This window comes from Mucilaginibacter sp. A5337 (assembly GCF_059690695.1).
In genome coordinates this window covers 314,715-339,957 of record NZ_JCAWEC010000004.1, presented here as the reverse complement: position 1 = coordinate 339,957, position 25,243 = coordinate 314,715, and the positions used below count along the sequence as shown (strand labels likewise).

Below are 25,243 nucleotides of genomic sequence, written 5' to 3'. Positions count from 1 at the left end.
AGAAAAAATCTGACCCGGCCCAGCATAGTTACAAGTACCCTATTTTATTAATTGAGTCAAATTAGATAAATAAGTTCGATGTTATCAAGATGTCACTATAATTTTACCCTTATATGCCGTTATATAAATAATACAGACAAACCAGCTTAATCAATCCTATTAATTGATTATTTTTGAACAAATGAGGGCTTTATATACCGTTATTATTTTTGTTTTTTGCTTCGGCAGCAGTGTGTTGGCACAGGATAACGAACTGTTGCTGGCCAAGCAATACAATGCTAACGGCGAACCGCAAAAAGCACTCGAAATTTACCAAAAACTATACAAACAAAACAATGAGAATTACTATAGCGTGTATGTAAATACGCTGCTCAATCTTAAGAAATTTGACGAGGCCGAAAGCATCACCAAAAAACTGATCCGCCGTCATCCTGACGATCACCAGTATGCCATAATGATGGGCAACATCTATACGCAGCAAGGCAATATGAGCAAGGCTGATGCTATTTACGACGATCTGATCAAAAGCCTACCAGCCGATCAGGGGGAAATAGCTGCGCTGGCATCCCAATTTTACCAGAGCGCAAATATTGATTATGCCATCAAAATTTTTCAGCAGGGGCGTAAGCTGCTTAAAAACGACAACGCATTTACTTACGAGCTCATTAACCTTTACCGTTTTAAACGTGACAAAGTATCCCTAACCGATGAATACCTGAACTTTTTGCCTCAAAACCCCAACTTCATCAATCAGGCCGAAAACGCGTTTTCAAATGTATACGAGGGTAATGCAGATTATGACATGCTTAAAACGGCCTTACTGAGGCGCATTCAAAAAGATCCGCAGCAAACCATTTATGCCGATCTGCTTACCTGGCAATACCTGCAGCAAAAGGAATTTGACCTGGCGCTTAACCAGGCGCTGGCACTAAGCCGACGGCAAAATGACGATGGCAATAGCATTTATGACCTGTGCCGAACCTTCATTGCCAACGAAGCTTATGACGAAGCTATCCGCGGGTACGAGTATATTATCAGCAAAGGGAAAACAACACCACTGTACATCCCCTCAAAAATTGAGCTTATCAATACCAAAAACCAGAAAGTAACGTCGGGCAAATACCTGCCGGAAGATTTGCTTGGGCTTGAAAAAGATTATAATGATTTGCTCACCGAGTTTGGCCGCAACAGCAGTACGGCATTTGCCATGCAAAAACTGGCTAACCTGCAGGCCTTTAAACTGCACAAATTAAAAGATGCCCAAAAACTATTGGAGGATGCTATCAAACTCAGCGATATTAAGCCCACCCTACTGGCCGATTGCAAGCTTGACTTAGGAGATATTTACCTGCTCAATAACCAGCCATGGGAAGCAACACTCCTTTACAGCCAGGTTGAAAAAGATTTTCCGGCCACGGCCATAGGGCAGGATGCGGTATTCAGAAATGCGAAAATGGCTTATTACACCGGCGATTTTACCTGGGCGAAAGGGCAACTGGATGTGCTGAAAGTTGCTACATCGCAGTTAATAGCCAACGATGCACTTAACCTGCTGCTGCTGATACAGGATAACCTTGCCGCAGATAGCAGCGGGGCTGCACTCAAAATGTACGCCCGTGCCGATTTGCAGATCTTTGCTCAAAATCCCGAAAAAGCAGTAATGATATTGGACAGCATTGGCAAAAGGTTCCCGAATAATGCTTTAGATGATGATATCATGATGTCGAAATCGCGCATCCTGATACAGCAAAAGGATTACGCTGCTGCGGTGCCCCTCTTAAAGAAAATTGTTGAAGAGCACCCCGCAGACTTATGGGCCGACGATGCCGTATTTATGTTAGGCGATATTTACGAAAACAGACTTAACGATAAAACCACCGCCAAAACCTATTACCAGAAAATCATAACCGATTACCCCGGCAGCCTCTGGATCAACGAAGCCCGCAAACGCTTCAGACTGTTAAGAGGCGATAAAACGGATGCGTCCTGATCAGGTCATTAAGTCATTGGGTCATTAAGTCATTACTTAGCAAACGACATTGGTTTTACACCATACCAATGACTTAATGACCAGATGACTTAATGATCAATTGAAAATGATTATTTTTGAAGATGATTGTATACAACGACACCATAATAATTGATGAAACCATTCATGACGAATGGCTTAACTATATCAAAACCATTCATATCCCGGCCATCATGGCTACCGGGCATTTCAGCTCGTACCGGATCCTTACTGTTATTGATTCGCCTAACGAAGGGGTTACCTACTGCATTCAATACAATGCGGACAGCATTGAGCACTTTCAGCAGTTTTATATGAACCACCTGCATAAATTTCAGGCCACCCACCAGGAAAAATTCAACGAAAAGTTTGTGATGTTTAACACCCTGATGGAAGAGGTGGAATAAGTTAATTGTGCCAGGGGTGCAGGGCGTTAAGCTACATACTTCTGGCACACTACTATGGCATATAGAAAGAGGTTGTATACTGATCAGCCTCTTTTTGTTTTCAGATACTTGAGCGATATATAGTTTCGGTTGAATTAATTTTATTGCAAAAAGGGGTTAACAGGGTTAACAGAATTTAGCGCTATTTTTTTACTTAAACTATTTATAATAAGATAATTAAGTGTTTTTTAGGCCAAAAAAGTGTTAACCCCCTTTTTGCAAATATTATTGGCTAAATTTCAATTCAAAAGCAACATAACACCAAGGGGAAGCTTCTAAAATAGTATTTCAATTAATATCACCATCCTACTTCGCAAACATTACCTTCATCGCCGTAACCTGCTTTATACAACGCGCTGGCTTCTTTTCGTCCTGAACAATGATGCGGAACGGGCCATCTGCAGGGGCTAAGGGCTGTCCATCAACGCTATCCGCAAGGATAATAGCCCGGTCGGTAAAACTTTTTTCTAATTCAGCGAGCGCAAAAACTACCTGATAGCCATCACCGGCTTCTACTAAAAGATATTTAATCAGGTTTTTGCCGCGTAAATCAGCGCCCATAGTAACACCGGCTTTTGTCAATATCTCGGATACTATTACGCCCGAGTAGGTATGGTCTTTCCCGTCGTGATCTTTACGAATAACTGTTGTTTGTTTGTATTGCTGCAGGTCGGCACTGCCGATGATGAGCGGATTTGTCACCTCTCCGCTTACTTTTACTACTGCTTCTTTTGTTTGAGCACGGGTTCCAAAACCGGCTGTCAGTAACAGCAATATCAGGGTATATTTTTTCATGGGTATGACGTTTGATTTTTTGTTGATTAATGTAGATATGCAAAACGCTTATCTCAGATGGAAATTTCGTTATGTTTTAAAAAGCACAACGCAAAATGCAAAATAGATTCGATAAACCAATCTGCTATCGATGCTGATTTTTAATTCATTGACAACAAAAACCTAAAAACTTTTACTTTTTACTATTTTCTTCTAAAAACCGAAAGAACTTTTGTTGCAGATCTTTAAACTGGGATATAATCTCTTGCCCAAATGGCGTAAGTAAGGCTACCCCACCACCCTTTCCTCCCCTTTTTGAAACTACCAGTGGCTGTTTAAAACCATCGTTCATGTGGTTCACCAGGTCCCAGGCCTGTTTGTATGACATTTTCATTTGTAATGCGGCCTGCCTGATGGAGCCGGAGGCATGAATGCGCTCAAGCAACTCAACCCGACCATGACCAAGCACTTTGTCGTCACCTATTTCTATCCAGATGCGGCCGTTAAGTTTATATGAAGGGATGTCCATTAATTAAATTGATTATCAAATTTACCCGGTTATAGTAGCATAACCCATGTTATTCCCGTGCCTTTTTCTGAGCCCGAAGCATTTGCCCATAATCCATACGGCGCACCATAGCGTTCACTGTTTGTGCTATCCGGTTAGCACGGGTTATTTCAGTTTTAGCACTCTCTATCCATTTAATAAAATACCCGCGGTGGCTTTCGGCAAGACTATTGAAAAAATCGCCGCCCTCGGGTTCATATTCCAAACATTCCAGCAAATCGTCCGGAACAATGTATTTAAAATCGTTATCGGGTTCAAGGCGTACCCTGAGCATGGCCCCGCGATGCTTATGGATAGCTTTACAGATTTCTCTTCGCAAGGCCATAATAAAATTTCCTTCGCCCATGGGCATCAGTGCCATGCCCCGCACTTCAAACTCATCCAATTTGCCTTTTACGCGAAATGACTTTTTATTACCGGGCTTCATTTCCTGCGCCACATCAGCCGGAATCTCAATGTAGGTCCACCCGGTTTTTTCGCCCTGTTCGGCAAACTGTAATATAATGGTATTAAAATCAACCATAAGTATTATTTAACGGCATATTGTTATCATGATCTCTAAAAAATATGCGAAAATGTTAAATGTTTGTTAAATCGTCATATTTAGTTGTACAGGCTGTAACGTAATGCATAGTAGCGATGTCTTATGAGTATAAAAACAATTTAAAAGTTAAAAACCTAAAAAACAACAACAATATGAAAACCTTAAAATCAATCATGCTTGGCTTAGCCTTATTAGTAATAGGCACTGCAGCAAAAGCAACCAATAAAATAGAAGGCGATAATTTAACCAAAAACTACGCTATCAACACCTATATAGATGCCATGACCCGCGGCAAAATACAAGGCTTTAACGAAGTGGTAGACCAATCGGCTAAATTCAGCATGTTACGCGGTACTAAAGTATTAAGTTTTACCAAAACCGAAGTAGTTGACTTATTAAAAGCCAATAAAAATACCGAGCAGGATTGCATTACCAGCACTTCAATTGTTGAAAGCAATAATGACCTGGCCGTGGTGAAAGTTGATATGAAATACAGCACTTTTACCCGTAGCAACTATGTAACCGTTACCAACACAGGCAGCGGCTGGAAAATCACAAACGTGTACAGCGTTTTTAAATAAGTAAGTTTTAGTTTAGTGTTTAATATGTAAGTAGGTAAAGGCCCCGTTGGTGCGGGGCCTTTTTTATTTACTTTACCAATGGATCAAGCACCTTTTGCCATTTATCATAACCTTTGCTATTAAGGTGCAAGTAGTCGTTATTAAACAAGCTTGAGTCGGGCTGGGTGGTACCTGGTTTGTAAATGGACGGAACCAGGTCAACATAATAGCTTTTTGGTTTTCCTTTCAGGTAATTTTTCACCAGCTCATTAGCAGTGTAAACCACATCGTAATATTTAGCGCGAACCGGGCTCGGCTTTATCGACATAAAATACACCTCGGCATTTGGTAATTTCTGATGGATCAGTTCCCATAGTTTTGCAAATGAAGCGGCAACAGCCTGGGCTGATTTACCTGCCGAAATATCATTTTCACCTGCATAAATAAAAATTTTGCGTGGCTTATACGGGAACAGGATATAAGGCGTGTAATAATCAGCAACCTGCCATAGTTCACACCCGCCTACTCCCCTCCTGATAATCGGCTTGCCGGCATAACGCTGCTCCAGATCTGTCCACTTACGAATAGATGAACTGCCGATAAACAAAATACCTCCTGGTTTCGGGAAGTTCAGGCTATCCTGGTGTTTAAACGCCCTGATCTCATTATCAAACGGGAAGCCCTGTTGTGCCGAAACACCGGCGCTAAAGGCGATGGCAATAAAGAATAAAAGAAATTTTAATTTCATTACGGGGTAGCTATGCGTTCTTCAAAAAATAAAAACGGCAATTGGTTTTCAATGCCTTTGATGATCCATACAGGGCCATCTTCTGCATGCAATATAATTTTTATTGATTGATTTTGCTGCTTTTCGCATTCAGCTAATACCTGCAAACATGATCCGCATGAAGTAATTGGCTTCACAATTGGAAAATCATCTGAATGAGCGGTTACCGCCATGGCCTCAATAGGGTCATCGGGATGGTTGGCGCCCCAGTTAAACAGTGCTACACGTTCGGCACATAAACCAGATGGGTAAGCTACATTTTCCTGGTTACTGCCATAGATAATTTTACCGCTCTGCAAACGAAGTGCTGCCCCAACACGGAATTTTGAATATGGAGAATGTGAGTTTTTTAATGCTTTCTGAGCTTCGAGACATAGTTGCCTGTCGGCTTTATGGAGATCGGCCAATGATTCGTATTCATCAAAGGCTATTTTAATTTCGTGACTTATCATATGTTATCAACCCTTGTTAAAAAAATCGGGGGAAACAAGATAAGGAAATTTTTCAATAAGAACCCTGATTTTTAGGATTATTTGATTTCCATGATAAAAATTGCCTGATTAGAGTCTTCCTCAAATGCTATTAACCTAAATTTTTAAGATTATTTGATCGCCTGATATAAAATTGCCTGATTGAAGTATCCTCATATGCTAAGCAACTCAAGGAAATCCTCCAATCAGGCAAATCAAGGTTCATTAAACTGCTACAGGCAATTCTTCTTCAGCCTCGGCTTCTTTAGCTATTGTTGGGTTGATGGTTTCATCATCCTTTTCAACCCGCAGGTTGTTAACAATGTGCATTTGGCGGGTCGGCGTATTTTTACCCATGAAATATTCCAGGAGCGCCTTTACATTGGCATCTCTTAATATTACCGGATCAAGGCGCATATCTTTACCAATAAACAAACCAAACTCTTCGGGTGAAATCTCACCCAAACCTTTAAATCGGGTGATCTCGGGTTTGTTACCCAGTTTAGCAATAGCGTTACGGCGTTCTTCATCGCTGTAACAATAAATTGTTTCCTTTTTATTGCGCACCCTGAATAATGGCGTTTGCAGGATTGAAACGTGACCGGCTTTCACCAGATCGGGGAAAAACTGCAAAAAGAAGGTCATCAGCAACAGGCGGATGTGCATACCGTCCACATCGGCATCTGTAGCTATCACAATATTATTGTAACGTAAAGCGTCAAGGCCGTCTTCGATATTTAAAGCGTGTTGCAGCAGGTTAAATTCCTCGTTTTCGTAAACTACTTTTTTGGTTAAGCCAAAGCAGTTAAGCGGTTTACCTTTTAAGCTGAACACGGCCTGGGTCATCACATCGCGCGATTTGGTGATTGACCCACTGGCCGAGTCACCTTCGGTGATGAACAGTGTGGTATCCTGTTTACGTTCGTGCGTATCGTCAAAATGTACTTTACAATCGCGCAATTTACGGTTATGAAGCGACGCTTTTTTTGCGCGCTCATTAGCCAGCTTTTTTATACCGGCAATATCCTTACGCTCCCGTTCCGATTGTAATATCCGCTTCAACAAACCATCGGCAGCCTCAGTATTTTTATGGAGATAATTATCAAGTTCCTTTTTAACAAAATCGTTGATAAAACCACGTACCGATGGGCCTTCCGGACCAACATTCTGTGAACCGAGCTTGGTTTTAGTTTGCGACTCAAATACCGGCTCCTGAACTTTTATAGCAATAGCGGCAACAATCGAAGCCCTGATATCCGATGCATCAAACTCCTTTTTATAAAATTCACGTACGGTTCTTACCACCGCTTCGCGAAAAGCTGCCTGGTGCGTACCACCTTGAGTGGTATTTTGCCCGTTAACGAACGAATAATATTCCTCACCGTATTGCTGGCCATGGGTCATCGCAATCTCAATATCTTCACCTTTAAGGTGGATGATGGGGTAGCGCAAAGTTTCAGCATCGGTATTACGGGTAAGTAAATCAAAAAGACCACGCTCCGAAAAATACTTTTGATTATTAAAGTTGATAGTCAAACCCGCGTTCAGGAACACGTAGTTCCAGATCATACTTTCAACAAACTCCGGGATGAACCGGTAATGCCTGAAAATGGTATCATCCGGCACAAAATTGATAGCAGTACCGTTACGCTGGGTGGTATCTTTTTCGCTCTCGTCGCGAATGAGCTCACCCTTGGCAAATTCGGCCAGTTTGGTACGGCCGTCACGGTATGATTGTACGGTGAAAGAGTTGGAAAGCGCGTTAACCGCCTTGGTACCCACACCATTTAAGCCTACCGATTTCTGGAAAGCCTTGCTATCGTATTTACCGCCTGTATTTATTTTAGATACGCAGTCGATCACTTTACCCAAAGGAATACCGCGACCATAATCACGTACGGATACTTTATGATCGCTCATATTCACTTCAATGGTACGACCCGATCCCATCACAAACTCATCTATTGAGTTATCCACAATCTCCTTAAGCAGTACATAAACACCATCGTCATAAGCAGAGCCATCGCCCAGTTTACCAATATACATACCGGGACGCAAACGGATGTGCTCCTTCCAATCGAGGGAGCGGATACTATCTTCACTATAATTAACTGGTTCTGCCATGTATATAAAGTAGAAAATTTAAAACAGCGCAAAATACGCCTAACTGCAAAAATAAAACTTCCGGTATAATTAACGGAGAGCAGATATCAACTTATTAACATCGGGAAATAAAAAAAAAGAAAAATGTCATTTCGATGGAGCACGTGATGGCTTGCGGGTGGCGCGAAAGAGAAATCTTATACGCCATATTACCAAACTTTTATGGTGTAGAAGATTTCTCCTCCCCCCAACGCGCTCCCCCTCCGGTTCGTTCGAAATGACACAGTAAAGTTTAGTTATCCCCCTTACGGCTTAAACTTCAAACAATTACTTGCCTTATCCACATTTTTAAAAAACTCAGGACCTTTATCGTTAGTAAAGCAAACAGCCATAATGGTACCGGTGTGGTTACGCTGCAGCGCGATAAGCAGGGCATATTTGTAATGCTTGGTAGCAGGTAAATCGAGCAGGTTTAACAGGTATGATTTGCCGGCATCTGCCCTATACCTGTTTAAAACATTAACCGGGATGCTCCGGATAAAATTATCCCTTTCGCCGGTAAAAGCAATAGCGTGAGCCCTGCTCATGTTGATATATATCGAGTCGGGATTTTCGGTTTCACGGTCAATATCATATTGTCCCTGCTCATAACTGGTATAATTCTGTTTCTGGGATTTTACCTGGAACCACACTTCAAAATCCTGCCCTGGTAGCTGCAATGCATAATCAAATGAAAAATCCTCGTCATTGGGAGCGGGGATCTCTTTAAAGCCCCTGGGTGGTGTATAAATTACATTGGCCTGGGCCAAAAGCTTGGTAAACTCTTTAAACTGATCGGTACCCGCTACTTTGGGCCTCGAATAGCCGGATTTAACTTTTGCAGATGTATGTTTCTTGTTATTTTGGGCATATAACGACCGCTGACTTATCTGAGCTATGCTTTTTGTGAAACACAGCAATGATAAAGCCATAAGTAATAAGGGCCGGTTTAACTTCAAAATAGTTTTCATTTTAGGGGTAGCTGCAGAAAAATTCTCCGGCTAAAGCACCATAGGTAAATATATAAACAAATTAATTAATCGGCACCCTGCCGTGCTCAAATTAACCGTGATTATTAACGGCAATATCGACTATTTATTTGCTGCACTGATAAGTTTTACGTACCCGATTTACAATTGTTACCCGCTAAATCCGCACAAACGTAACAATCTTGTTATAAATTCCAATCCCTCAGATATTAAAATATCCCCTGCGGCATCTGCACATCAACACATATTCCGTATCTTTACCAATCCAAAAGTTTTTATTGAATAATGAGTGAAGATCTGCATCAAAACGATACACCCAACCCTAATGAAGAAAAACTACACACTGTTACCTCACTCGATGGGTTATATGAAAACTGGTTTCTTGATTATGCATCATATGTAATTCTTGACCGGGCCGTTCCGCATATTAACGATGGTTTAAAACCGGTACAACGCCGCATCCTGCATTCGTTAAAGGAAATGGACGATGGGCGCTTTAATAAAGCAGCCAACGTAATCGGTAACACCATGAAATATCACCCGCATGGTGATGCTTCCATTGGCGATGCCATGGTACAGATAGGCCAAAAAAACCTGCTGATTGATTGCCAGGGTAACTGGGGCGATCCGGTAACCGGCGACTCGGCAGCGGCTCCCCGTTATATAGAGGCCCGCTTATCAAAATTTGCACTTGATGTTGTTTTTAATGCCGATACTACTATTTGGCAGGCCAGCTATGATGGCCGTAACAAAGAGCCTATCACCTTACCGGTAAAATTCCCGTTGCTGCTTGCACAGGGAGCCGAAGGCATTGCGGTAGGTTTGGCTACCAAAATATTACCTCATAATTTTATTGAGTTAATTGATGCTTCCATAGCCGTATTAAAAGGTGAGCGTCCAAATCTGCTGCCCGACTTCCCAACGGGAGGCATGGCCGATGCTTCATTATATAATGAAGGGCAACGTGGCGGCAAAGTGCGGGTAAGGGCTAAAATTGTAGAGCGTGATAAAAAAACGCTCGCCATTACCGAAATACCATTTACTACTACTACCGGCAGTTTGATTGATAGCGTGATCTCGGCCAACGACAAGGGCAAGATCAAGATCAAAAAAATTGAGGATAACACAGCTAAGGATGTAGAGATCATCATCCACTTAGCTCCGGGCATATCGCCCGATGTAACTATCGACGCGCTTTATGCTTTTACCGATTGCGAGGTATCCATATCACCCAACACCTGCGTGATACAGGATGACAAGCCACGCTTCATGAGCGTGAACGATATGCTTACCGAAAGCACCTTCTTCACCAAAGACCTGCTCAAACAGGAATTGGAGATCCGGCTGAAGGATTTGATGGAGAAGATTTTCTTCAGCTCCTTGCTTAAGATCTTTATCCAGGAAGGCATGTATAAAAATCCCGAGTACGAAAACTCGGGCAATTTTGAAGTGGTACTGGAAGTGTTGAACCGCTTATTTGAGCCGTTCTTCCCGCAGTTTTATCGCACCATACAGCCCGAAGATTATAAAAAGCTGATAGATAAACCTATGAGCAGCATCACCCGCTTTGACGTTAAAAAAGCGGATGAGCAGATGAAAGCCCTGGAAAATGAGATTAAACAGGTTAAGCACGACCTGAAACATCTCACTGAATATACCATTGCCTGGTTCCAGAAACTGAAAGACAAATACGGCAAAGACAGGGAGCGCAAAACCGAACTGCGCACCTTTGACAAGGTTGAAGCAGCACAGGTAGCGTTAGCTAATATCAAACTATATGTTAACAGGACCGATGGCTTTATCGGCTCAGGCCTGAAAAAAGACGACTCGGTTGAATATGTTGGCGATTGCTCAGACATTGACGAGATCATTGTTTTCAGGGGGGATGGACGCTGCATCATTACTAAAGTACAGGACAAGGTGTTTGTGGGGAAAGACATCATCCACGTGGCCGTGTTTAAAAAGAACGATGAGCGTACTGTCTACAATATGATATATAAAGATGGCGAAAGCGGCATCAGCTATATCAAACGCTTCTCGGTAGTAGGCGTTACCCGCGATAAAGAATATGACCTTACCAAGGGCACAAAAGGTTCAAAAGTATTATACTTTACCGCCAATCCTAACGGCGAAGCCGAGGTGGTAAACGTACAGCTTAAACCTCATTCCAAACTTAAAAAACTACAGTTCGATGAGGATTTTGCATCCATAGCTATCAAGGGCCGTGGCTCTATGGGTAATATCATTACCAAATACCCGGTTAAAAAGATCATCCTGAAAAGCAAAGGTGTGTCAACGCTTGCCGGACGTAAGATCTGGTACGATGAGATTTTAAAACGCTTAAATGCCGACAGCCGTGGCAAATACCTGGGCGAGTTTGATGGTGACGACCGCATTCTTACCGTGCTCAGCAATGGCGTTTACGAATTAAGCAGCTTTGATCTTAACAATCACTTTGATGATAAGATGATCTTGATTGAGAAGTACGATCCGCAGGCGGTATTCTCGATGGTGCATATCGAAGGCAAATCCAAAAACTACCTTGTTAAGCGTTTCACTTTCGAAAACATAGCAGTTGGGAAGCAGGTAAGCCTGATCAGCGAAGAAGCCGGATCAAAAATGGTGCTTATAGGTCACACCGCTCCGGTAATCAGCATGACACATCTGAAAGGCAAGGATCAAACACCTGAAACCCTTGAGCTGAATTTAGCAGAGATTATCGATGTTAAAGGCATGAAAGCCATGGGCAACCGCCTGTCACAACATCCGGTAAAATCAGTTGAGCTGATAAGCGATGGCATTGCCCGGGAAGCTGAAACTGCAGAAACCGACAATAACGAAGAGGATACACCTGCCTCAACAGAGGTAATTGAAGATGAGCCTGTAGTTTCTCAGGAAGATGAGCCGGCGGCATCAGCCGATCAATCTGAAGAATCGCCAAAGCCTCCTAAAAAGATTGATTTTGAGATCACCAACCCCGATGATATCGACATGGACGACCAGGGACAATTAGGGCTATTTTAACGCAAAGCCACCGGTAACAATTACGGGTGGCTTTTTATTTGCCTGCAGATTAATCCGGTTTATTCAATACTCAAACAATTAGCAAAAAAATTATTTTACAACTATAAACACCCTTGTTTACAGCTGCATTTTCGTTATTTTTGATTATTACTAAATCTTATATCATAAAAAACAGTCATGTACTTCGGCGGCGGCAATTATTATTATCTTATATTGATATTAGAAGCATTTTGTATCATTCATAGCCTGCGGCGCGGTACTCAGCAAAAATGGCTCTGGATTCTTATAGTAATACCTTTATTCGGATGTTTGTATTATATCTACAGCGAGATCCTGTCCAATCGTGGCATCCGTGCACCCAAGATAAACGTTGAGGCAGTAATCAACCCCGGAGCGAAAATTAAACGCCTTGAAGATGAAGTAAGATTCACCGATACTTTTGCCAATCGTGTTAAACTGGCAGATGCCTATCTGGAAGCCGGACTTACCGATAAAGCACTCGAAATATATCAAAACAGTCTCACCGGTGCCTTTGCCGAAAACGAGCATGTAATGGCACAACTCATTGTAGCCTACTTTGAAAAAGGAATGTACAACGAGGTTATTCCTATTGCTAAAAAACTTTATAAACTACCGCAATTTGCCCGATCAAAAGCGCACATCCGATATGCCAAATCGCTTGAGCTCACTTACCAGGAAGAACAGGCAGAGAATGAGTTTAAATTAATGAAGGGACGCTACTCCTACTTTGAGCCCCGTTACGAATATGGCATGTTCCTTACCCGTGCCGGCCGCGATGACGATGCCTGGCAAATTTTCACCGATATGCTCAATGAGCAATCGCAATTAAGCCCGGTTGAGCGCAAAAGCAATAAAGCTTGGTTTGCTAAGGCTAAGGATGAGTTGAAGAAATTATCGGCGGCGAGGAAGACGGCGTAAGGTTTCGTCATCATTTAACACAAGCGAGTGCCATTTAGGCGTTCATTTTTATTTAATTAATAAATCGTATTTTTGAACATTCATTATGAATGAAAAACGCTAAAGATGAATTACAACATATCATTCTCGGAAATGAATCGGTTGGCCGAACAAGTCAACTCAAAAAAACCCAAAGTTTCCTTAGAGCAAATGCGGAATCAAGCTTCAAATTTGAAAAACAACAGCAGCTCAAAAGTAAAGAAGCAACAGCACTAATAGCCTTTGCAGAAAAAGAAAGTCTATTTTACAAGCCGGAGATTCAAGATATCGATTTCATAAGCGAAGGCGCTGAACAAAAGGTATATCACTTTGACGATTCGCATGTAATAAAAACTAATGCAGGAATCTTCTATGAAACATGGCTGGACTATTTCAATAGCCTGCTTATCCACAATTACTTCTTTCCTGCCACAGCATATACTTTCCTCGGATTTAAAGAAATTAATGGCATACTAAACTCAGTTGTTATGCAGGAGTTTATTTTAACCTCAGAAACAACTGATCTTAAGACCGTAAAAGATTTTCTGAGCTACAACGGTTTTCTAAACAAACGCAACAACGATTACTGTAATGATGAACTGGGATTAATTTTCGAGGATTTACATGATGAAAATGTGCTTTCCAACAATGGCATTCTGTTTTTCATTGATACCGTGTTTTATATAACGCCTAACTTCTACCGTCATCCTTAAGTCATACTGACATCCTGACATCATCGGGTTAAAAAATTGTTAAGCCGCAAAATGTAAATAACCTTTTGCTGACATTAAAACAGTTTATCCTGTCAATACTTGCCATAATACCCACTTGGCATAATTGATGTTGCATGTCGGACTGAAAACTTAAATAAAAATAAACAGTTATAACTATGTCATTAAACATCAAACCTATCGGCGACAGGGTTGTAGTGGAAGCTGCAGCAGCCGAAGAGAAAACCGCTTCAGGTATCTTTATTCCTGATACCGCTAAAGAAAAGCCTCAGCGTGGAACTATAGTTGCTGTGGGACAGGGAAAAGTTGACGAACCTTTAACCGTAAAAGTTGGTGATCAGGTTTTATATGGTAAGTATGCAGGTACCGAAATTACCTATGAAGGTAAAGAGTACTTAATTATGCGTGAATCAGACATCTACGCAGTTCTTTAAATCAATTATTGAATTAGCGATTTATTGAATTAGTGAATTTTCGGATCCATTACATTCAAAATCAGTGATTCAAAATCTACAAAAAATCAAAAGACATAATTATTGAGCGTGAAAACTAAATCACTAATTCACTAACTCAATAATTCAATAATTAAAAAAACATGGCAAAACAAGTTAAATACAATGTTGAAGCACGCGACGCCCTGAAACGCGGTGTTGATATCCTTGCTAACGCGGTAAAAGTAACCTTAGGCCCTAAAGGCCGTAACGTAATCATCGACAAAAAATTTGGTTCACCAGCCATTACTAAAGACGGTGTTACTGTTGCTAAAGAAATTGAATTAAAAGACGCCCTTGAAAACATGGGTGCTCAAATGGTTAAAGAAGTAGCTTCAAAAACTGCCGATATTGCAGGTGATGGTACTACTACTGCTACCGTTTTAGCTCAGGCTATCGTAACTGCAGGTATTAAAAACGTAGCTGCCGGTGCAAACCCAATGGATTTGAAACGCGGTATCGACAAAGCTGTTGCTTCTGTTGTTGAAAACCTGAAATCACAGTCACAAACTGTTGGTGAAGACAATAACAAAATCAAACAAGTTGCTGCTATCTCTGCAAATAACGACGAGGTTATCGGTTCGTTAATTGCTGAAGCAATGGAGAAAGTTGGTAAAGATGGTGTTATCACCGTTGAAGAAGCAAAAGGTACTGAAACTGAAGTTAAAACTGTAGAAGGTATGCAGTTTGACCGTGGTTACCTTTCTCCTTACTTCGTAACCAACGCTGATAAAATGGAAGCTGAATTGGAAAATCCTTTCATCCTGATCTACGACAAGAAGATCTCTTCAATGAAAGAATTACTTCCAATCCTTGAAAAGCAAGTACAAACCGGCAAACCATTATTGATCATTGCTGAAGATCTTGATGGCGAAGCTTTAGCTACTTTGGTAGTTAACAAAATCCGTGGTTCACTGAAAGTTGCTGCTGTTAAAGCTCCAGGTTTCGGCGACCGTCGTAAAGCTATGTTAGAGGATATCGCTATCCTTACAGGTGGTACTTTGATCTCTGAAGAAAGAGGTTACAAATTAGAAAACGCTGACCTTAGCTACTTAGGTACTGCTGAGAAAATCGTGATCGATAAAGACAATACTACTATAATCAATGGTTCTGGTTCTGCAGAAGAGATCAAAGGCCGCGTAAGCCAAATTAAATCACAGATCGAATCAACTACTTCTGATTACGACCGCGAAAAATTACAAGAGCGTTTAGCCAAATTATCTGGCGGTGTTGCTGTACTTTACGTAGGTGCTGCTACCGAAGTTGAAATGAAAGAGAAAAAAGACCGTGTTGACGACGCTTTACACGCTACACGTGCCGCTGTTGAAGAAGGTATCGTAGCTGGTGGTGGTGTTGCTTTCATCCGCGCGGTTGCTGCTTTGGCTGATCTTAAAGGTGATAACGAAGACGAAAACACTGGTATCCAGATCATCCGTCGCGCTATCGAAGAGCCTTTACGTCAGATCTGCGAAAACGCTGGTATCGAAGGTTCAATCATTGTGCAAAAAGTTAAAGAAGGCACTGCCGACTTTGGTTACAACGCACGTACTGATAAATACGAAAACCTGATTGCTGCCGGTGTTATCGATCCAACTAAAGTAAGCCGCGTAGCTTTAGAAAACGCTGCTTCAATTGCTTCAATGTTATTAACTACTGAAGTAGTATTAGCTGATGATCCTGAAGATGCTCCAGCTGGTGCTCCGCCAATGGGTGGCGGTATGGGTGGTATGATGTAACCCCCCAGCCCCCTAAAGGGGGTGTACGGAAATATATACTATTCAGAACCCTGTCTGTTTTTGCAGACAGGGTTTTGTGCTTTAAAAGAGGCTGTTATAGTCATGCTAAGGTAAATCAACCGTCATTAATCAATCATTTGATTAATTTTCACATTTAAAAGCTTCCTTAAAACATAAATTTGCATAACAAATCTGGTACAGCCCAAAACAGGCACAGGATTTGAACAATGCAGGTAATGAAACTTCTATCTCAAAAAACAAAACAAATACAAAGCACCCTGGTTGATTGGGTGCTATTCAAGGGCCCCGAGCTCTTCGTATCCCTATACAGTTAATAGATAATTATTAACTTTGCGCCCAGTTATGAAACTGGACGAATTTTACACCGAGTTCCACCATTGGCTTATTAACCGTGGCCCTAAATATGTAGGTGGAATAATCATATTTTTTATTGGTATTTGGTTTATTAAATGGCTGCGTAACCGTTTGCGCACCCGTATGGTAAGGCGTGGGATACACTCATCGCTGCAACCCTTCTTTTTGAGTCTTACCATCACAGCTATGTATGTGTTACTCGTGATATGGGTAATGAACATCATAGGCTGGGAAATGACCATTTTCACTACCATTATCGGTGCATTTTCGGTAGCAGCAGGTTTAGCCTTATCGGGTACCTTTCAAAACTTTGCAGGCGGTGTACTGATCCTGTTATTAAAACCTTTTGAACTTGAGGACAGCATTATAGCACAGGGACAGGATGGCCGGGTAGTATCCATACAAATGTTTTATACAGTGCTTATCACTGCCGATAACAAAACAGTAATTATACCTAACGGAAAGCTGTTTAACGAAGTTATTGTAAACGTAACCCGCGAAGGCAGGCGCCGCCTTGATTTTGAAATGCGCGTGGGCTATAACAACGATATGGAAAAGGTAAAGGCTGTCATGACCAACGTGGTTAATGCCAATAAAGATATCCTGCATGATCCGGCTGCACGTGTAGGTGTTATCAGCCTGGATAACGATTGTGTTAGGTTTACCATCAACGTTTGGGTTGATCCGGCTAATTTCCTTAATGCCAAAATAAACCTGCAGGAGCAAATGCTGAAAGAGCTTGCAGCAGGCGGTGTTAATTTCCCGAAACCAGGGTTTTAATATTAGAAGCAAGAAGTCAAGACTCAAGAAGACAAGAAATTACAGAAGCAGGAAGTCAAGATTCAGGAAGCAGGAAAAGCCCCAACAGAATTATCTTTTGGGGCTTTCTTGCTTATTCTTTTTCCTTTCTTGGTTCTTGATCTCCTGAATCTTGACTCTTAAAAAACTATATCTTCACCTTGCGCTCGTTTGCAACGAGCGATTAATATGGATTGGCGATTGTATCGCCAGTTGCGTTATAAACGCAAACCCAATTACGCACTCGTTGCAAACGAGCGCGAGTTTAAATAGAATTAAATTGATTTCTTTCTTGTTTCTCATATCCTGATTTTTCTTGACTCTTAAATTATATGGATTGGTGATAAGTTTGTCATTTCGATAGAGCAGGATAGGCGGTTCGTCGAAATGACATCTTCTTTTAATTCATCATAGTAATTAAAGGATGTGGGTACACCGTAGGTTGCAAACGAGCGCGAGTTTAAAAAGCCTTTCCTGCTTCCTGAATCTTGACTTCCTACTTCTATTACTTCTTGATTCTTGATCTCCTGGCTCTTGATTCTCAAACTAAATTTTCTGCTTTGCCTTTATCTCCAAATAACGGTTCACCGTATTGATAGTAAGATTTTGTGGTGCCGTTAATATCGACTGGATGCCGTAGCTGGCCAGTTCTTTTACCATCAGCTTTTTGTCATAGGCAAATTTTTCGGCAATAGTTTTTATGTAGATGCCTTCAACATCTTTGGCAGGCTGTTCGCTTAGGGTTTTTAATTCGGTATTTTCAAAAAAGACTACCAACAGCAGGTGAAATTTGGCTATCCGGCGTAAAAATGGCAACTGCCGCTGCAATGCCGGGAGACTTTCATAATTGGTAAAAAATACCACCAGGCTGCGTTGTTTTAATACCCTCCGTGTAGTGATATAAAGCGCCTCCATATTAGTTTCCAGGTAACGGGTTTTCTCTTTGTATAAAACCTCCATTATCTTATTAAGCTGCGCGTAATTCTTATCGGCAGGCACTACCGAACCTATTTTCTCACCCACGGTTATTAAGCCGGCTTTATCTTCTTTAAGCAGGGCTACGTTCGATAGTACAAGGCTTGCGTTAATGGCATAATCCAGCAAGCTCAACCCTTCAAAAGGCATCCGCATAGCCCGCGATTTATCGATGATACAGTAAACGTGCTGCGATTTTTCGTCGGTATAGGAGTTAACCATCAGGTCGCCCCGCCGTGCTGTGGCTTTCCAGTTGATGGTGCGATAGTCATCGCCGGGGACATAAGATTTTACCTGCTCAAACTCCATACTGTGGCCAATCCGCCTGATCTTTTTAATACCTATTTCAGTAAGCCGGTTTGATATGGCCATCAACTCATACTTGCGCATCTGCAAAAACGAGGGATAAACCGGCAAGGTTTCCGCTTGTTCAAAATTATAACGCTTGGATACCAGCCCCAGAGCCGATCGCACAAATACACGGATAAAACCAAATTCATACTCGCCCCGGCGTGTAGGCCTCAGCATGTAATTGATTTGCTTACGTTCGCCGGGCGTAAGCGTGGTGGTAAACCAAACATCACGTTTTTGAAACTGTTCGGGAATCTCGTCAATAATGCCAATATTAACGCTGAATCCATACCGGTTTTCAATGTAAATACTAAGCTCGTTCTCATCGCTGTTGCTTAACCGCTCGGGCGCAAGGCGTTTGGCAAATACACCGTCGCTTACACGGTAAAGCATAAACAGATCGGCAATTAACAATGCCAGCAAAGCATAAAAAGCTATATCGGGCACAATGCCCAGCCATGGGAAGAAAAACGAAAGTAAATACAATACCACGCAGGCAGCAACCGCACCGAATAAACGGTTAGTTAAAAACAAGTTGGTATAAAATAATCGGAATAGCTTTTTCACGCGCTTTACTATCGTGGCACTTCAATTTTTTGTATTACCTGGGTTATCACCTCATCTGGCGTTACCCCTTCCATCTCCTTATCAGGCGTCAGCATAATACGATGGCGCAGCACAGGCGGAGCAACGTAAATAATATCATCAGGCGTAACAAAGTCGCGCCCCCTGGTAGCAGCAAGCGCTTTGGCGCCATTAACAATAGCCAGCGATGCACGAGGCGAACCGCCCAGCTGCAACGATTTGCTGTTACGCGTTTCGTGAATGATTTTAGCTGTAAACTCCAGTATTTTATCTTCTACATGCAAGGCCCTAACCTGCTGGCGTAAATCGTTAATATCGGCGGCGGCCAGCAAGGGCTGGATCTGGCTAAGCTGATCGGTAGTTTTTTGCTGATGCTGACGGGCTAGGATTGCAATTTCTTCTTCAAGGGTTGGATATTTCACCTCAATCTTAAACAAAAACCTGTCCAACTGGGCTTCGGGCAGGCGATAGGTTCCTTCCTGCTCAACCGGGTTCTGCGTTGCAAAAACGGTGAAAGGCTCATCCATTTTATAGCGATGCCCATCAATGGTAAGCTGCCGCTCTTCCATTACCTCAAACAAGGCCGATTGTGTTTTTGCCGGAGCACGGTTAATCTCATCTATCAGGATAATATTACCGAATATCGGTCCTTGCTTAAACTCAAACTCGGTTGTTTTAGGATTGAAAACAGATGTTCCTAAAATGTCCGACGGCATCAGATCAGGCGTAAACTGAATCCGCGAATACCGGGCATCTATAGTTTTAGCGATAAGCTTTGCCGTAAGTGTTTTGGCAACGCCAGGGACGCCCTCAATAAGGATATGCCCATCGGCCAGGATGCCTGCAATAAGCAGGTCAATAGAATCATGCTGACCTACAATAATGGTTGCCAGCGTAGCTTTTATTTGCTCAACAGCAATTCTTAATTTGGATAGATCGGTACGTTGTTCAAAAAATTCGTTTTCCATATTTACCTGGATTGGATATAAAATTGTTCAATAAGTTGGTTGAGCCTGATCAGCTCCTGATCTGTTACAATGTCATGAGTACTGATGAAGATAAATGCACCGGATAGTTCGCGGGCAACATCCCCGGTTACTCCGGTACGGTTAACAAGCTCTTCCACAAACTCAGGGCCGGGCCGGTTAGCTTTAATCCGGTAGGTTTCACGTACAAACGCCCAGAAATACTGCATTTTCTTGCGTGCGATGTTAATGTTGTCCCTTCGCTCATAGTACACCTGTCCTACTACATTAACGAAATCAACTGTTGAGTTTTCGAGCGGTTTAATAATTGGGATAATCCGTTGCCGCCTTTTCACCTCATACAGCACAAATATCAGCAGGCTAAACAAAGCGAGATAGTAAGCAGCTTTTAACTGTGTGTTCCCGAAAAACACCCTCATCGGCGAGTCATCTTCGCCGGTGCCCTGGGTGTAATATTCGTCCCAAACTATTTCCGGCGTTTTCTTCACCATGGATAAAGCAGTCGAAGCCCATTCGGCCCCTTGCGGCTTCAGCAGACTGTAATTGGTGAACATGCCCGGGTTAGGCGTTAAATAAAGGTTACCCTTTCCCATTGGATATTTTAGCAAGTTGGCCTTATGGTCATCCGTTTCACCAATAACTACTGCATGCGCGGTATCAAACTTATCATAATAGCCTGCCGTTAAACCTTTATCAACAAAATAATTAACCTCGGGCGATAAAGCCGGATTTACAAAATGCATCAATGTGTGGCTGCTGCCGTTGATAGCAAGCTTATTGTCACTTTTTATTTTAAGCTCTTTTTCAAAATCGGCCCCTAAAAACCCGGCGGCAATAAAAACATCGTTACCGGCAGTTATATATTGCTTAAGCTGTTTAAAATCGGGCTTGGTAATATTGAGCGCCCCGGCTATGATAATGTATGATGACCCTTTGATGGAATCTTCGGTAATGGCATTGTAAATAGCCTGCCGTTTAGGTTTGATCACAGCACCTGAAAAAATATCCCGGGCGCGTTCATACAACACCCGCGTACCATACGGGATCTTATCGGTATTGCTGAATGTGGGCGTCCAGTTAACCTCTTGGGGCTTATTCATGTTTGCTACTACGTAAATGGCAAACAAAACCGTGGCTATTATAAAGTAAATCTTCAGGTCCTTCATAACAGCTGTTTTTTAAAGTTTTGAAACAACTGGTTAATATTACCAAAAGCAGCACCATCAATATTAAAACCACCGTACCATACATATTCAAACTGCCTGGTTAGCGATACAAAAGACTGCCGTACCGAAGGATTATTTAACTCATACACATATGCCGAATTGGTTTTTTCGGGCTGCCACTGGATAAGGCCATCATCGCTAAGTTGTTTCAAGCTCCGCAGGTATAGCAGGCGAACGGCCAGCCGGTAATTATGATTTGATATTGCCTTTTCAATCTCCTCGTCAAAATTAATTTCGTGGATATTCTCTGCAGATTCGGTATACGCCAAAGGTGTTTTGCGGGAATTACCCAATAACAGGTTGCCCATATCCATACCAAGCAATTTCATCACAAAAAAGATGAGCGCGCCAACGGCAACTATCAAAAAGAAGTATTTGAGGAAAGTCCCCAAACCGGGGTTTACACTTAAGCTGCCTAATAAACTGCGCCAAAACCAATTCCAAAACCTATCCCAAAGAGAGATCTCATTGCCTATGTTTTTGTCATTATACTGATATTCCTTGTCGGCCCGGTATTTATCAAGCGCATTTTCATTAAAACGGCGCACATTAACTTTCGAGCTATCCATATGTACAACCGCAGGCTTCTTTTCAGAAACGCTATCCGTTTTTATGGGAATAACCTTTCCGCTAACCTGGGCCACCGCCGGATTAAGAGCAAAGCATAATAGTATTAATATGATTAGTATTGGCTTAGGCATGGCTCAATCAATATTGTTCGGCAGGCAGGTCATCGGCCTTATCAGTGTGCGTACCAAACATTTCTATACGTTCCAGTATGCCTGTTCCGTCTTTTCTTTCCTCAAGATTAAAATAACATAGTGCAATAGCTATACTTGGAATAGTATAGGTAAGCATCAGGATGTTTTGAAGCATACTAAAAAATATCATGATTGGCCATGAAACATATTTCATTGACATAAAAGGACGCAATGAAGAAACCAGCGCCAGTGGCACTGAAGCAATTGAACCGCATACGCTCACAATAAGTGAGCAAACAAACATGATCCCAAACACTGTCCACCAATAATCTTTTATAAGCTTAAAGCTTTTGTTAAAAGAGTAATTGAAGCTGGCATTTTCCATAACCATTATAGGTAGTACCAGGTAAAAAATGTTCATCAGGTATATACCGGGTATAACGCAAAACAATAGCCCCAGGCAAGCTAAGATCAGCAATAAAAAAGCCGATCCTAAAGAGCGAAAAAAGTAATGTTTAAAATAATTCCAAACGTCTTGCGGGGTTGGCTTCTCACCCTTTTTTTCCAAATAAACGGCTACAAAACAAAGGGAGGTGAGATAAACAAAAAACTGGCTCAATACGGTTACAAGGCCATTTGCTATAACGCCCAAACCAACATTGAGACCGTTGCTGCTATAGTCGGAAACCTGATTTGAATCTACACTGCTATAGATAGAAATTTGTGAAAATGCGGTAGTAACCGTTCCCATCAGCACAAAAAAACCACAGATAACAAGCAGTGATGAAAAAAGCGGTTTGAAATTTTGTTTCAGAAAGGAGAAGGTATCATTTATTATTTCGCCGAAATCACGGATCCTCCTCAGTTCAATAATATATTTCATTTAATGATCGGTGTTAGTATAGCTTAGGTTTTTATTCAATTTGGCAGGATAAAGTATCACATACCATATCACAAACAGCAATGATGAGGCTAATATAATAATACTTAACCAAACAGGCATTTCGGTATGGCGTGTTACAAAGCTTTCAAAAAAAGCAGCTAAAAGTATAATGGGGATAAGGCCTACTGTAATTTTCAAGCCCTCAAGCGCCCCTTTTTTTAATGATTGCATCCGGGTATACGTTTTAGGGAACAGCAAACTGTTACCAAGCACCAGCCCGGCACCACCTGCCACAATAAACGACGACATTTCGAGCGTACCATGAATCCAGATTACCAGTATCGATTGTATGCCCAGCCCCTTGCTAAAAAAATAGTATTGAAACGAGCCCAGCATTACACCGTTCATCAAACTTGCATACAATGAGCCTACCGAAAAAAATATACCCATTACAAAAAAGCGTAGCTCTACATACACATTGTTTATAGCTATCATTAAAAACATCAAGCCCGATGAGGTACTTTTATACACACCAAAGGGATCGCCTTTAGCAATGTTGTCATTGGTCATATTCACATAATCGTCGCCAAGGATAAGCCGTACAAAATGATTATCATATTTGGCCGAAAGAACCCCCATACAGGTAAAAACCACAAAAAAGATGAACGAATACAATAGCTGCCTGCGATGCTGAAAAAAGAGCATCGGCAATTCGTACCGCCAGAAGGTTGCGAACCGGTTGCTTTTCTCCTTTTGGTTTTTATAGATATCCTGGTGAAAAGTTGATGCAAGCCCGTTGAGGTACTTTGTTGTATTGGATTGCGGGAAGAAAGTTTTGGCGTAGGCCAGGTCATCTGTAATGGCTATAAATGCGGCGGCAAGCTCGTCCGGATCGGTTGGCTTGTTGGTTTCATAGGCCTTCCATTTTTCGGTATTTTGTTTGATAAACAGCGCCTCACGCATTTTAAAAGCAGGTTTTATTTTTTGTTAAAATACTCACAAATCTTTAATATGCAATCATATTTTACACTAACAAATTTATCTTTGTTAAGATGCAAACCATAACCGTACACACAACACAAAATATTGATATAGACTACGAGATAGCCGGCATTGGCGAACGTATAGTTGCCCGGATAATTGATTACGCTATTTTCATTTCCTTTTATTTCATCTTTATTTTTCTGATCATCGGCAAAATGCCGCAAAGTGCGCTGATCATATGTGCGATTATCATGGCAACCATATTTGTGTTTTACGATTTGATTTGCGAAACGCTACTTAACGGCCAAAGCGTTGGCAAGCGGATCATGAAAATACGGGTGATCAGCCTCAACGGTAACCGCCCCCGTTTTGGCCAATACCTGTTAAGATGGTTGATGCGGATGGTTGATTTTGGCATTACCCTTAACCTGGGGGCACTGCTTTGTGCGTTGGTGACCGAAAATGGACAGCGCATAGGCGATCTGGTTGCCGGCACAGCTATGGTGAAAACCCATCCGCGTACGAAGATAGATAGCCTGACGTTCAGACCTGCCGACGACGGTTATGAACCTATTTTTAAAGAAGTGGCCGAATTGCACGATGATGATGTACGATTAATTGCCGATGTGATACACAATTACATGAAAACGCACAATGCTATAGTTGTTTACAACATGGCACTCAAATTAAAAGAACACTTGAAAATATCCACGCTGCCTCCGGATATGAACGACCTGCAGTTTTTACAGGCCATTATCAAAGATTACAGCCATGTAAGCGCCATGTCTGAGCCTTATCAATAAGCCACATGACCATAAAGATGCCACATCTTTATAAAATAGCTGATTAGTACGATACTGCCGTTGATCATAAATACGGTTTTCTTTATAACCGACTTTTCGTTATCGAGTTTAAAAATAACATCGGCTATGCCATAGATAAAAAACAGGATCAGCGGGATTGCTGCCGGATATAAAAGGAAGCTTTTTTGAAGATCGCCCCGGATGAGCGCTATAACCGAACGCTGGAAACCGCAGCCCGGGCAATCAATACCGGTAAGATATTTAAAAGGACAAGGTAATAAATGCCCCTGCAACCAGTGGATAAACCCTAACCGGCTGCAGGATGCATATATCATGATATTATTTAACC

At 41.8% G+C, this 25,243-nt stretch carries 24 protein-coding genes; 10 read left to right on the top strand and 14 right to left on the bottom strand.

All coding sequences use genetic code 11. The features are described 5' to 3' along the window. The first annotated feature begins 181 nt into the window (after positions 1–181). Together AC59JO_RS15355 and AC59JO_RS15350 are read left to right on the top strand one after the other, a co-directional pair. Positions 182–1,990, top strand: coding sequence for a tetratricopeptide repeat protein (locus AC59JO_RS15355; RefSeq protein ID WP_497306290.1), 1,809 nt, complete (start codon positions 182–184; stop codon positions 1,988–1,990). Between the two features lie 122 nt (positions 1,991–2,112). After that, positions 2,113–2,415: a DUF4286 family protein gene (locus tag AC59JO_RS15350; protein WP_090530427.1), complete on the top strand. Its 303-nt coding sequence runs from the start codon at positions 2,113–2,115 to the stop codon at positions 2,413–2,415. Between the two features lie 345 nt (positions 2,416–2,760). Here AC59JO_RS15350 and AC59JO_RS15345 read toward each other — a convergent pair whose 3' ends face one another. The 3 genes from AC59JO_RS15345 to AC59JO_RS15335 all read right to left on the bottom strand — a co-directional run bounded on the left by AC59JO_RS15345 (position 2,761) and on the right by AC59JO_RS15335 (position 4,319). Beyond that, positions 2,761–3,249: a molybdopterin-dependent oxidoreductase gene (locus AC59JO_RS15345; protein ID WP_413669835.1), complete on the bottom strand. Its 489-nt coding sequence runs from the start codon at positions 3,247–3,249 to the stop codon at positions 2,761–2,763. A 172-nt stretch (positions 3,250–3,421) separates the two neighbouring features. Further along, positions 3,422–3,757, bottom strand: coding sequence for a winged helix-turn-helix domain-containing protein (locus AC59JO_RS15340; RefSeq protein WP_497306288.1), 336 nt, complete (start codon positions 3,755–3,757; stop codon positions 3,422–3,424). A gap of 49 nt (positions 3,758–3,806) precedes the next feature. Further along, on the bottom strand, positions 3,807–4,319 hold the full coding sequence (locus tag AC59JO_RS15335; protein ID WP_497306286.1) for a YdeI/OmpD-associated family protein: 513 nt from the start codon (positions 4,317–4,319) through the stop codon (positions 3,807–3,809). A gap of 173 nt (positions 4,320–4,492) precedes the next feature. Between AC59JO_RS15335 and AC59JO_RS15330 the strand changes: the two genes are divergently transcribed. Next, a complete protein-coding gene (locus AC59JO_RS15330) occupies positions 4,493–4,921 on the top strand; it encodes a nuclear transport factor 2 family protein (RefSeq protein ID WP_413322525.1) in 429 nt (142 codons plus the stop codon). A 67-nt stretch (positions 4,922–4,988) separates the two neighbouring features. Here AC59JO_RS15330 and AC59JO_RS15325 read toward each other — a convergent pair whose 3' ends face one another. The 4 genes from AC59JO_RS15325 to AC59JO_RS15310 form a co-directional block, all read right to left on the bottom strand. Next, a complete protein-coding gene (locus tag AC59JO_RS15325; protein ID WP_497306284.1) occupies positions 4,989–5,648 on the bottom strand; it encodes a GDSL-type esterase/lipase family protein in 660 nt (219 codons plus the stop codon). After that, positions 5,648–6,139 (bottom strand): cytidine deaminase, encoded by a 492-nt coding sequence (locus AC59JO_RS15320; protein WP_413669839.1) that lies wholly within the window; start codon positions 6,137–6,139, stop codon positions 5,648–5,650. Before AC59JO_RS15320 ends, AC59JO_RS15325 begins: the two co-directional genes overlap by 1 nt. A gap of 243 nt (positions 6,140–6,382) precedes the next feature. Further along, positions 6,383–8,281, bottom strand: coding sequence for a DNA topoisomerase IV subunit B (locus AC59JO_RS15315; protein WP_413669840.1), 1,899 nt, complete (start codon positions 8,279–8,281; stop codon positions 6,383–6,385). 284 nt (positions 8,282–8,565) lie between these two features. Beyond that, complete coding sequence (locus tag AC59JO_RS15310; protein WP_413669841.1) at positions 8,566–9,231, bottom strand: hypothetical protein; 666 nt, start codon at positions 9,229–9,231, stop codon at positions 8,566–8,568. A gap of 342 nt (positions 9,232–9,573) precedes the next feature. On the opposite strand from AC59JO_RS15310, the gene AC59JO_RS15305 reads away from it, so the two are divergent. From AC59JO_RS15305 to AC59JO_RS15280, 6 genes are all read left to right on the top strand, one after another. After that, positions 9,574–12,312 (top strand): DNA gyrase/topoisomerase IV subunit A, encoded by a 2,739-nt coding sequence (locus AC59JO_RS15305; protein WP_497306282.1) that lies wholly within the window; start codon positions 9,574–9,576, stop codon positions 12,310–12,312. A gap of 177 nt (positions 12,313–12,489) precedes the next feature. Then, a complete protein-coding gene (locus tag AC59JO_RS15300; protein WP_497306280.1) occupies positions 12,490–13,251 on the top strand; it encodes a PLDc N-terminal domain-containing protein in 762 nt (253 codons plus the stop codon). Positions 13,252–13,340: 89 nt separating this feature from the next. After that, positions 13,341–13,982, top strand: coding sequence for a putative polyvalent protein kinase domain-containing protein (locus AC59JO_RS15295; RefSeq protein WP_497306278.1), 642 nt, complete (start codon positions 13,341–13,343; stop codon positions 13,980–13,982). Between the two features lie 176 nt (positions 13,983–14,158). Beyond that, entirely contained in the window at positions 14,159–14,434 is a 276-nt protein-coding gene (gene groES, locus AC59JO_RS15290) for a co-chaperone GroES (RefSeq protein WP_022834050.1), read from the top strand. A gap of 161 nt (positions 14,435–14,595) precedes the next feature. Continuing rightward, on the top strand, positions 14,596–16,227 hold the full coding sequence (gene groL / locus AC59JO_RS15285) for a chaperonin GroEL (protein WP_497306276.1): 1,632 nt from the start codon (positions 14,596–14,598) through the stop codon (positions 16,225–16,227). A 363-nt stretch (positions 16,228–16,590) separates the two neighbouring features. After that, positions 16,591–17,382 carry a mechanosensitive ion channel family protein gene (locus tag AC59JO_RS15280; RefSeq protein WP_413669845.1) on the top strand — a complete coding sequence of 264 codons (792 nt, stop codon included), beginning with the start codon at positions 16,591–16,593 and terminating at the stop codon, positions 17,380–17,382. A 564-nt stretch (positions 17,383–17,946) separates the two neighbouring features. Here AC59JO_RS15280 and AC59JO_RS15275 read toward each other — a convergent pair. The 6 genes from AC59JO_RS15275 to AC59JO_RS15250 are packed head-to-tail and all read right to left on the bottom strand — an operon-like array spanning position 17,947 to position 24,070. Further along, positions 17,947–19,293 carry a DUF58 domain-containing protein gene (locus tag AC59JO_RS15275; protein ID WP_497306274.1) on the bottom strand — a complete coding sequence of 449 codons (1,347 nt, stop codon included), beginning with the start codon at positions 19,291–19,293 and terminating at the stop codon, positions 17,947–17,949. A gap of 8 nt (positions 19,294–19,301) precedes the next feature. Beyond that, complete coding sequence (locus AC59JO_RS15270) at positions 19,302–20,279, bottom strand: AAA family ATPase (protein WP_413669847.1); 978 nt, start codon at positions 20,277–20,279, stop codon at positions 19,302–19,304. Positions 20,280–20,281: 2 nt separating this feature from the next. Next, positions 20,282–21,463 (bottom strand): DUF4350 domain-containing protein, encoded by a 1,182-nt coding sequence (locus AC59JO_RS15265; protein WP_497306272.1) that lies wholly within the window; start codon positions 21,461–21,463, stop codon positions 20,282–20,284. Next, entirely contained in the window at positions 21,460–22,224 is a 765-nt protein-coding gene (locus AC59JO_RS15260) for a DUF4129 domain-containing protein (RefSeq protein WP_413669849.1), read from the bottom strand. Before AC59JO_RS15260 ends, AC59JO_RS15265 begins: the two co-directional genes overlap by 4 nt. Before the next feature lie 7 nt (positions 22,225–22,231). Then, on the bottom strand, positions 22,232–23,107 hold the full coding sequence (locus AC59JO_RS15255; protein ID WP_413669850.1) for a hypothetical protein: 876 nt from the start codon (positions 23,105–23,107) through the stop codon (positions 22,232–22,234). Continuing rightward, entirely contained in the window at positions 23,108–24,070 is a 963-nt protein-coding gene (locus tag AC59JO_RS15250) for a stage II sporulation protein M (RefSeq protein WP_413669851.1), read from the bottom strand. Positions 24,071–24,159: 89 nt separating this feature from the next. On the opposite strand from AC59JO_RS15250, the gene AC59JO_RS15245 reads away from it, so the two are divergent. Then, positions 24,160–24,894: an RDD family protein gene (locus tag AC59JO_RS15245; RefSeq protein WP_413669852.1), complete on the top strand. Its 735-nt coding sequence runs from the start codon at positions 24,160–24,162 to the stop codon at positions 24,892–24,894. On the opposite strand, the gene AC59JO_RS15240 is transcribed toward AC59JO_RS15245, so the two are convergent. After that, positions 24,888–25,229: a DUF2752 domain-containing protein gene (locus AC59JO_RS15240; RefSeq protein WP_413669853.1), complete on the bottom strand. Its 342-nt coding sequence runs from the start codon at positions 25,227–25,229 to the stop codon at positions 24,888–24,890. The two genes, AC59JO_RS15245 and AC59JO_RS15240, sit on opposite strands and share 7 nt — an antisense overlap. Positions 25,230–25,243: the final 14 nt, after the last annotated feature.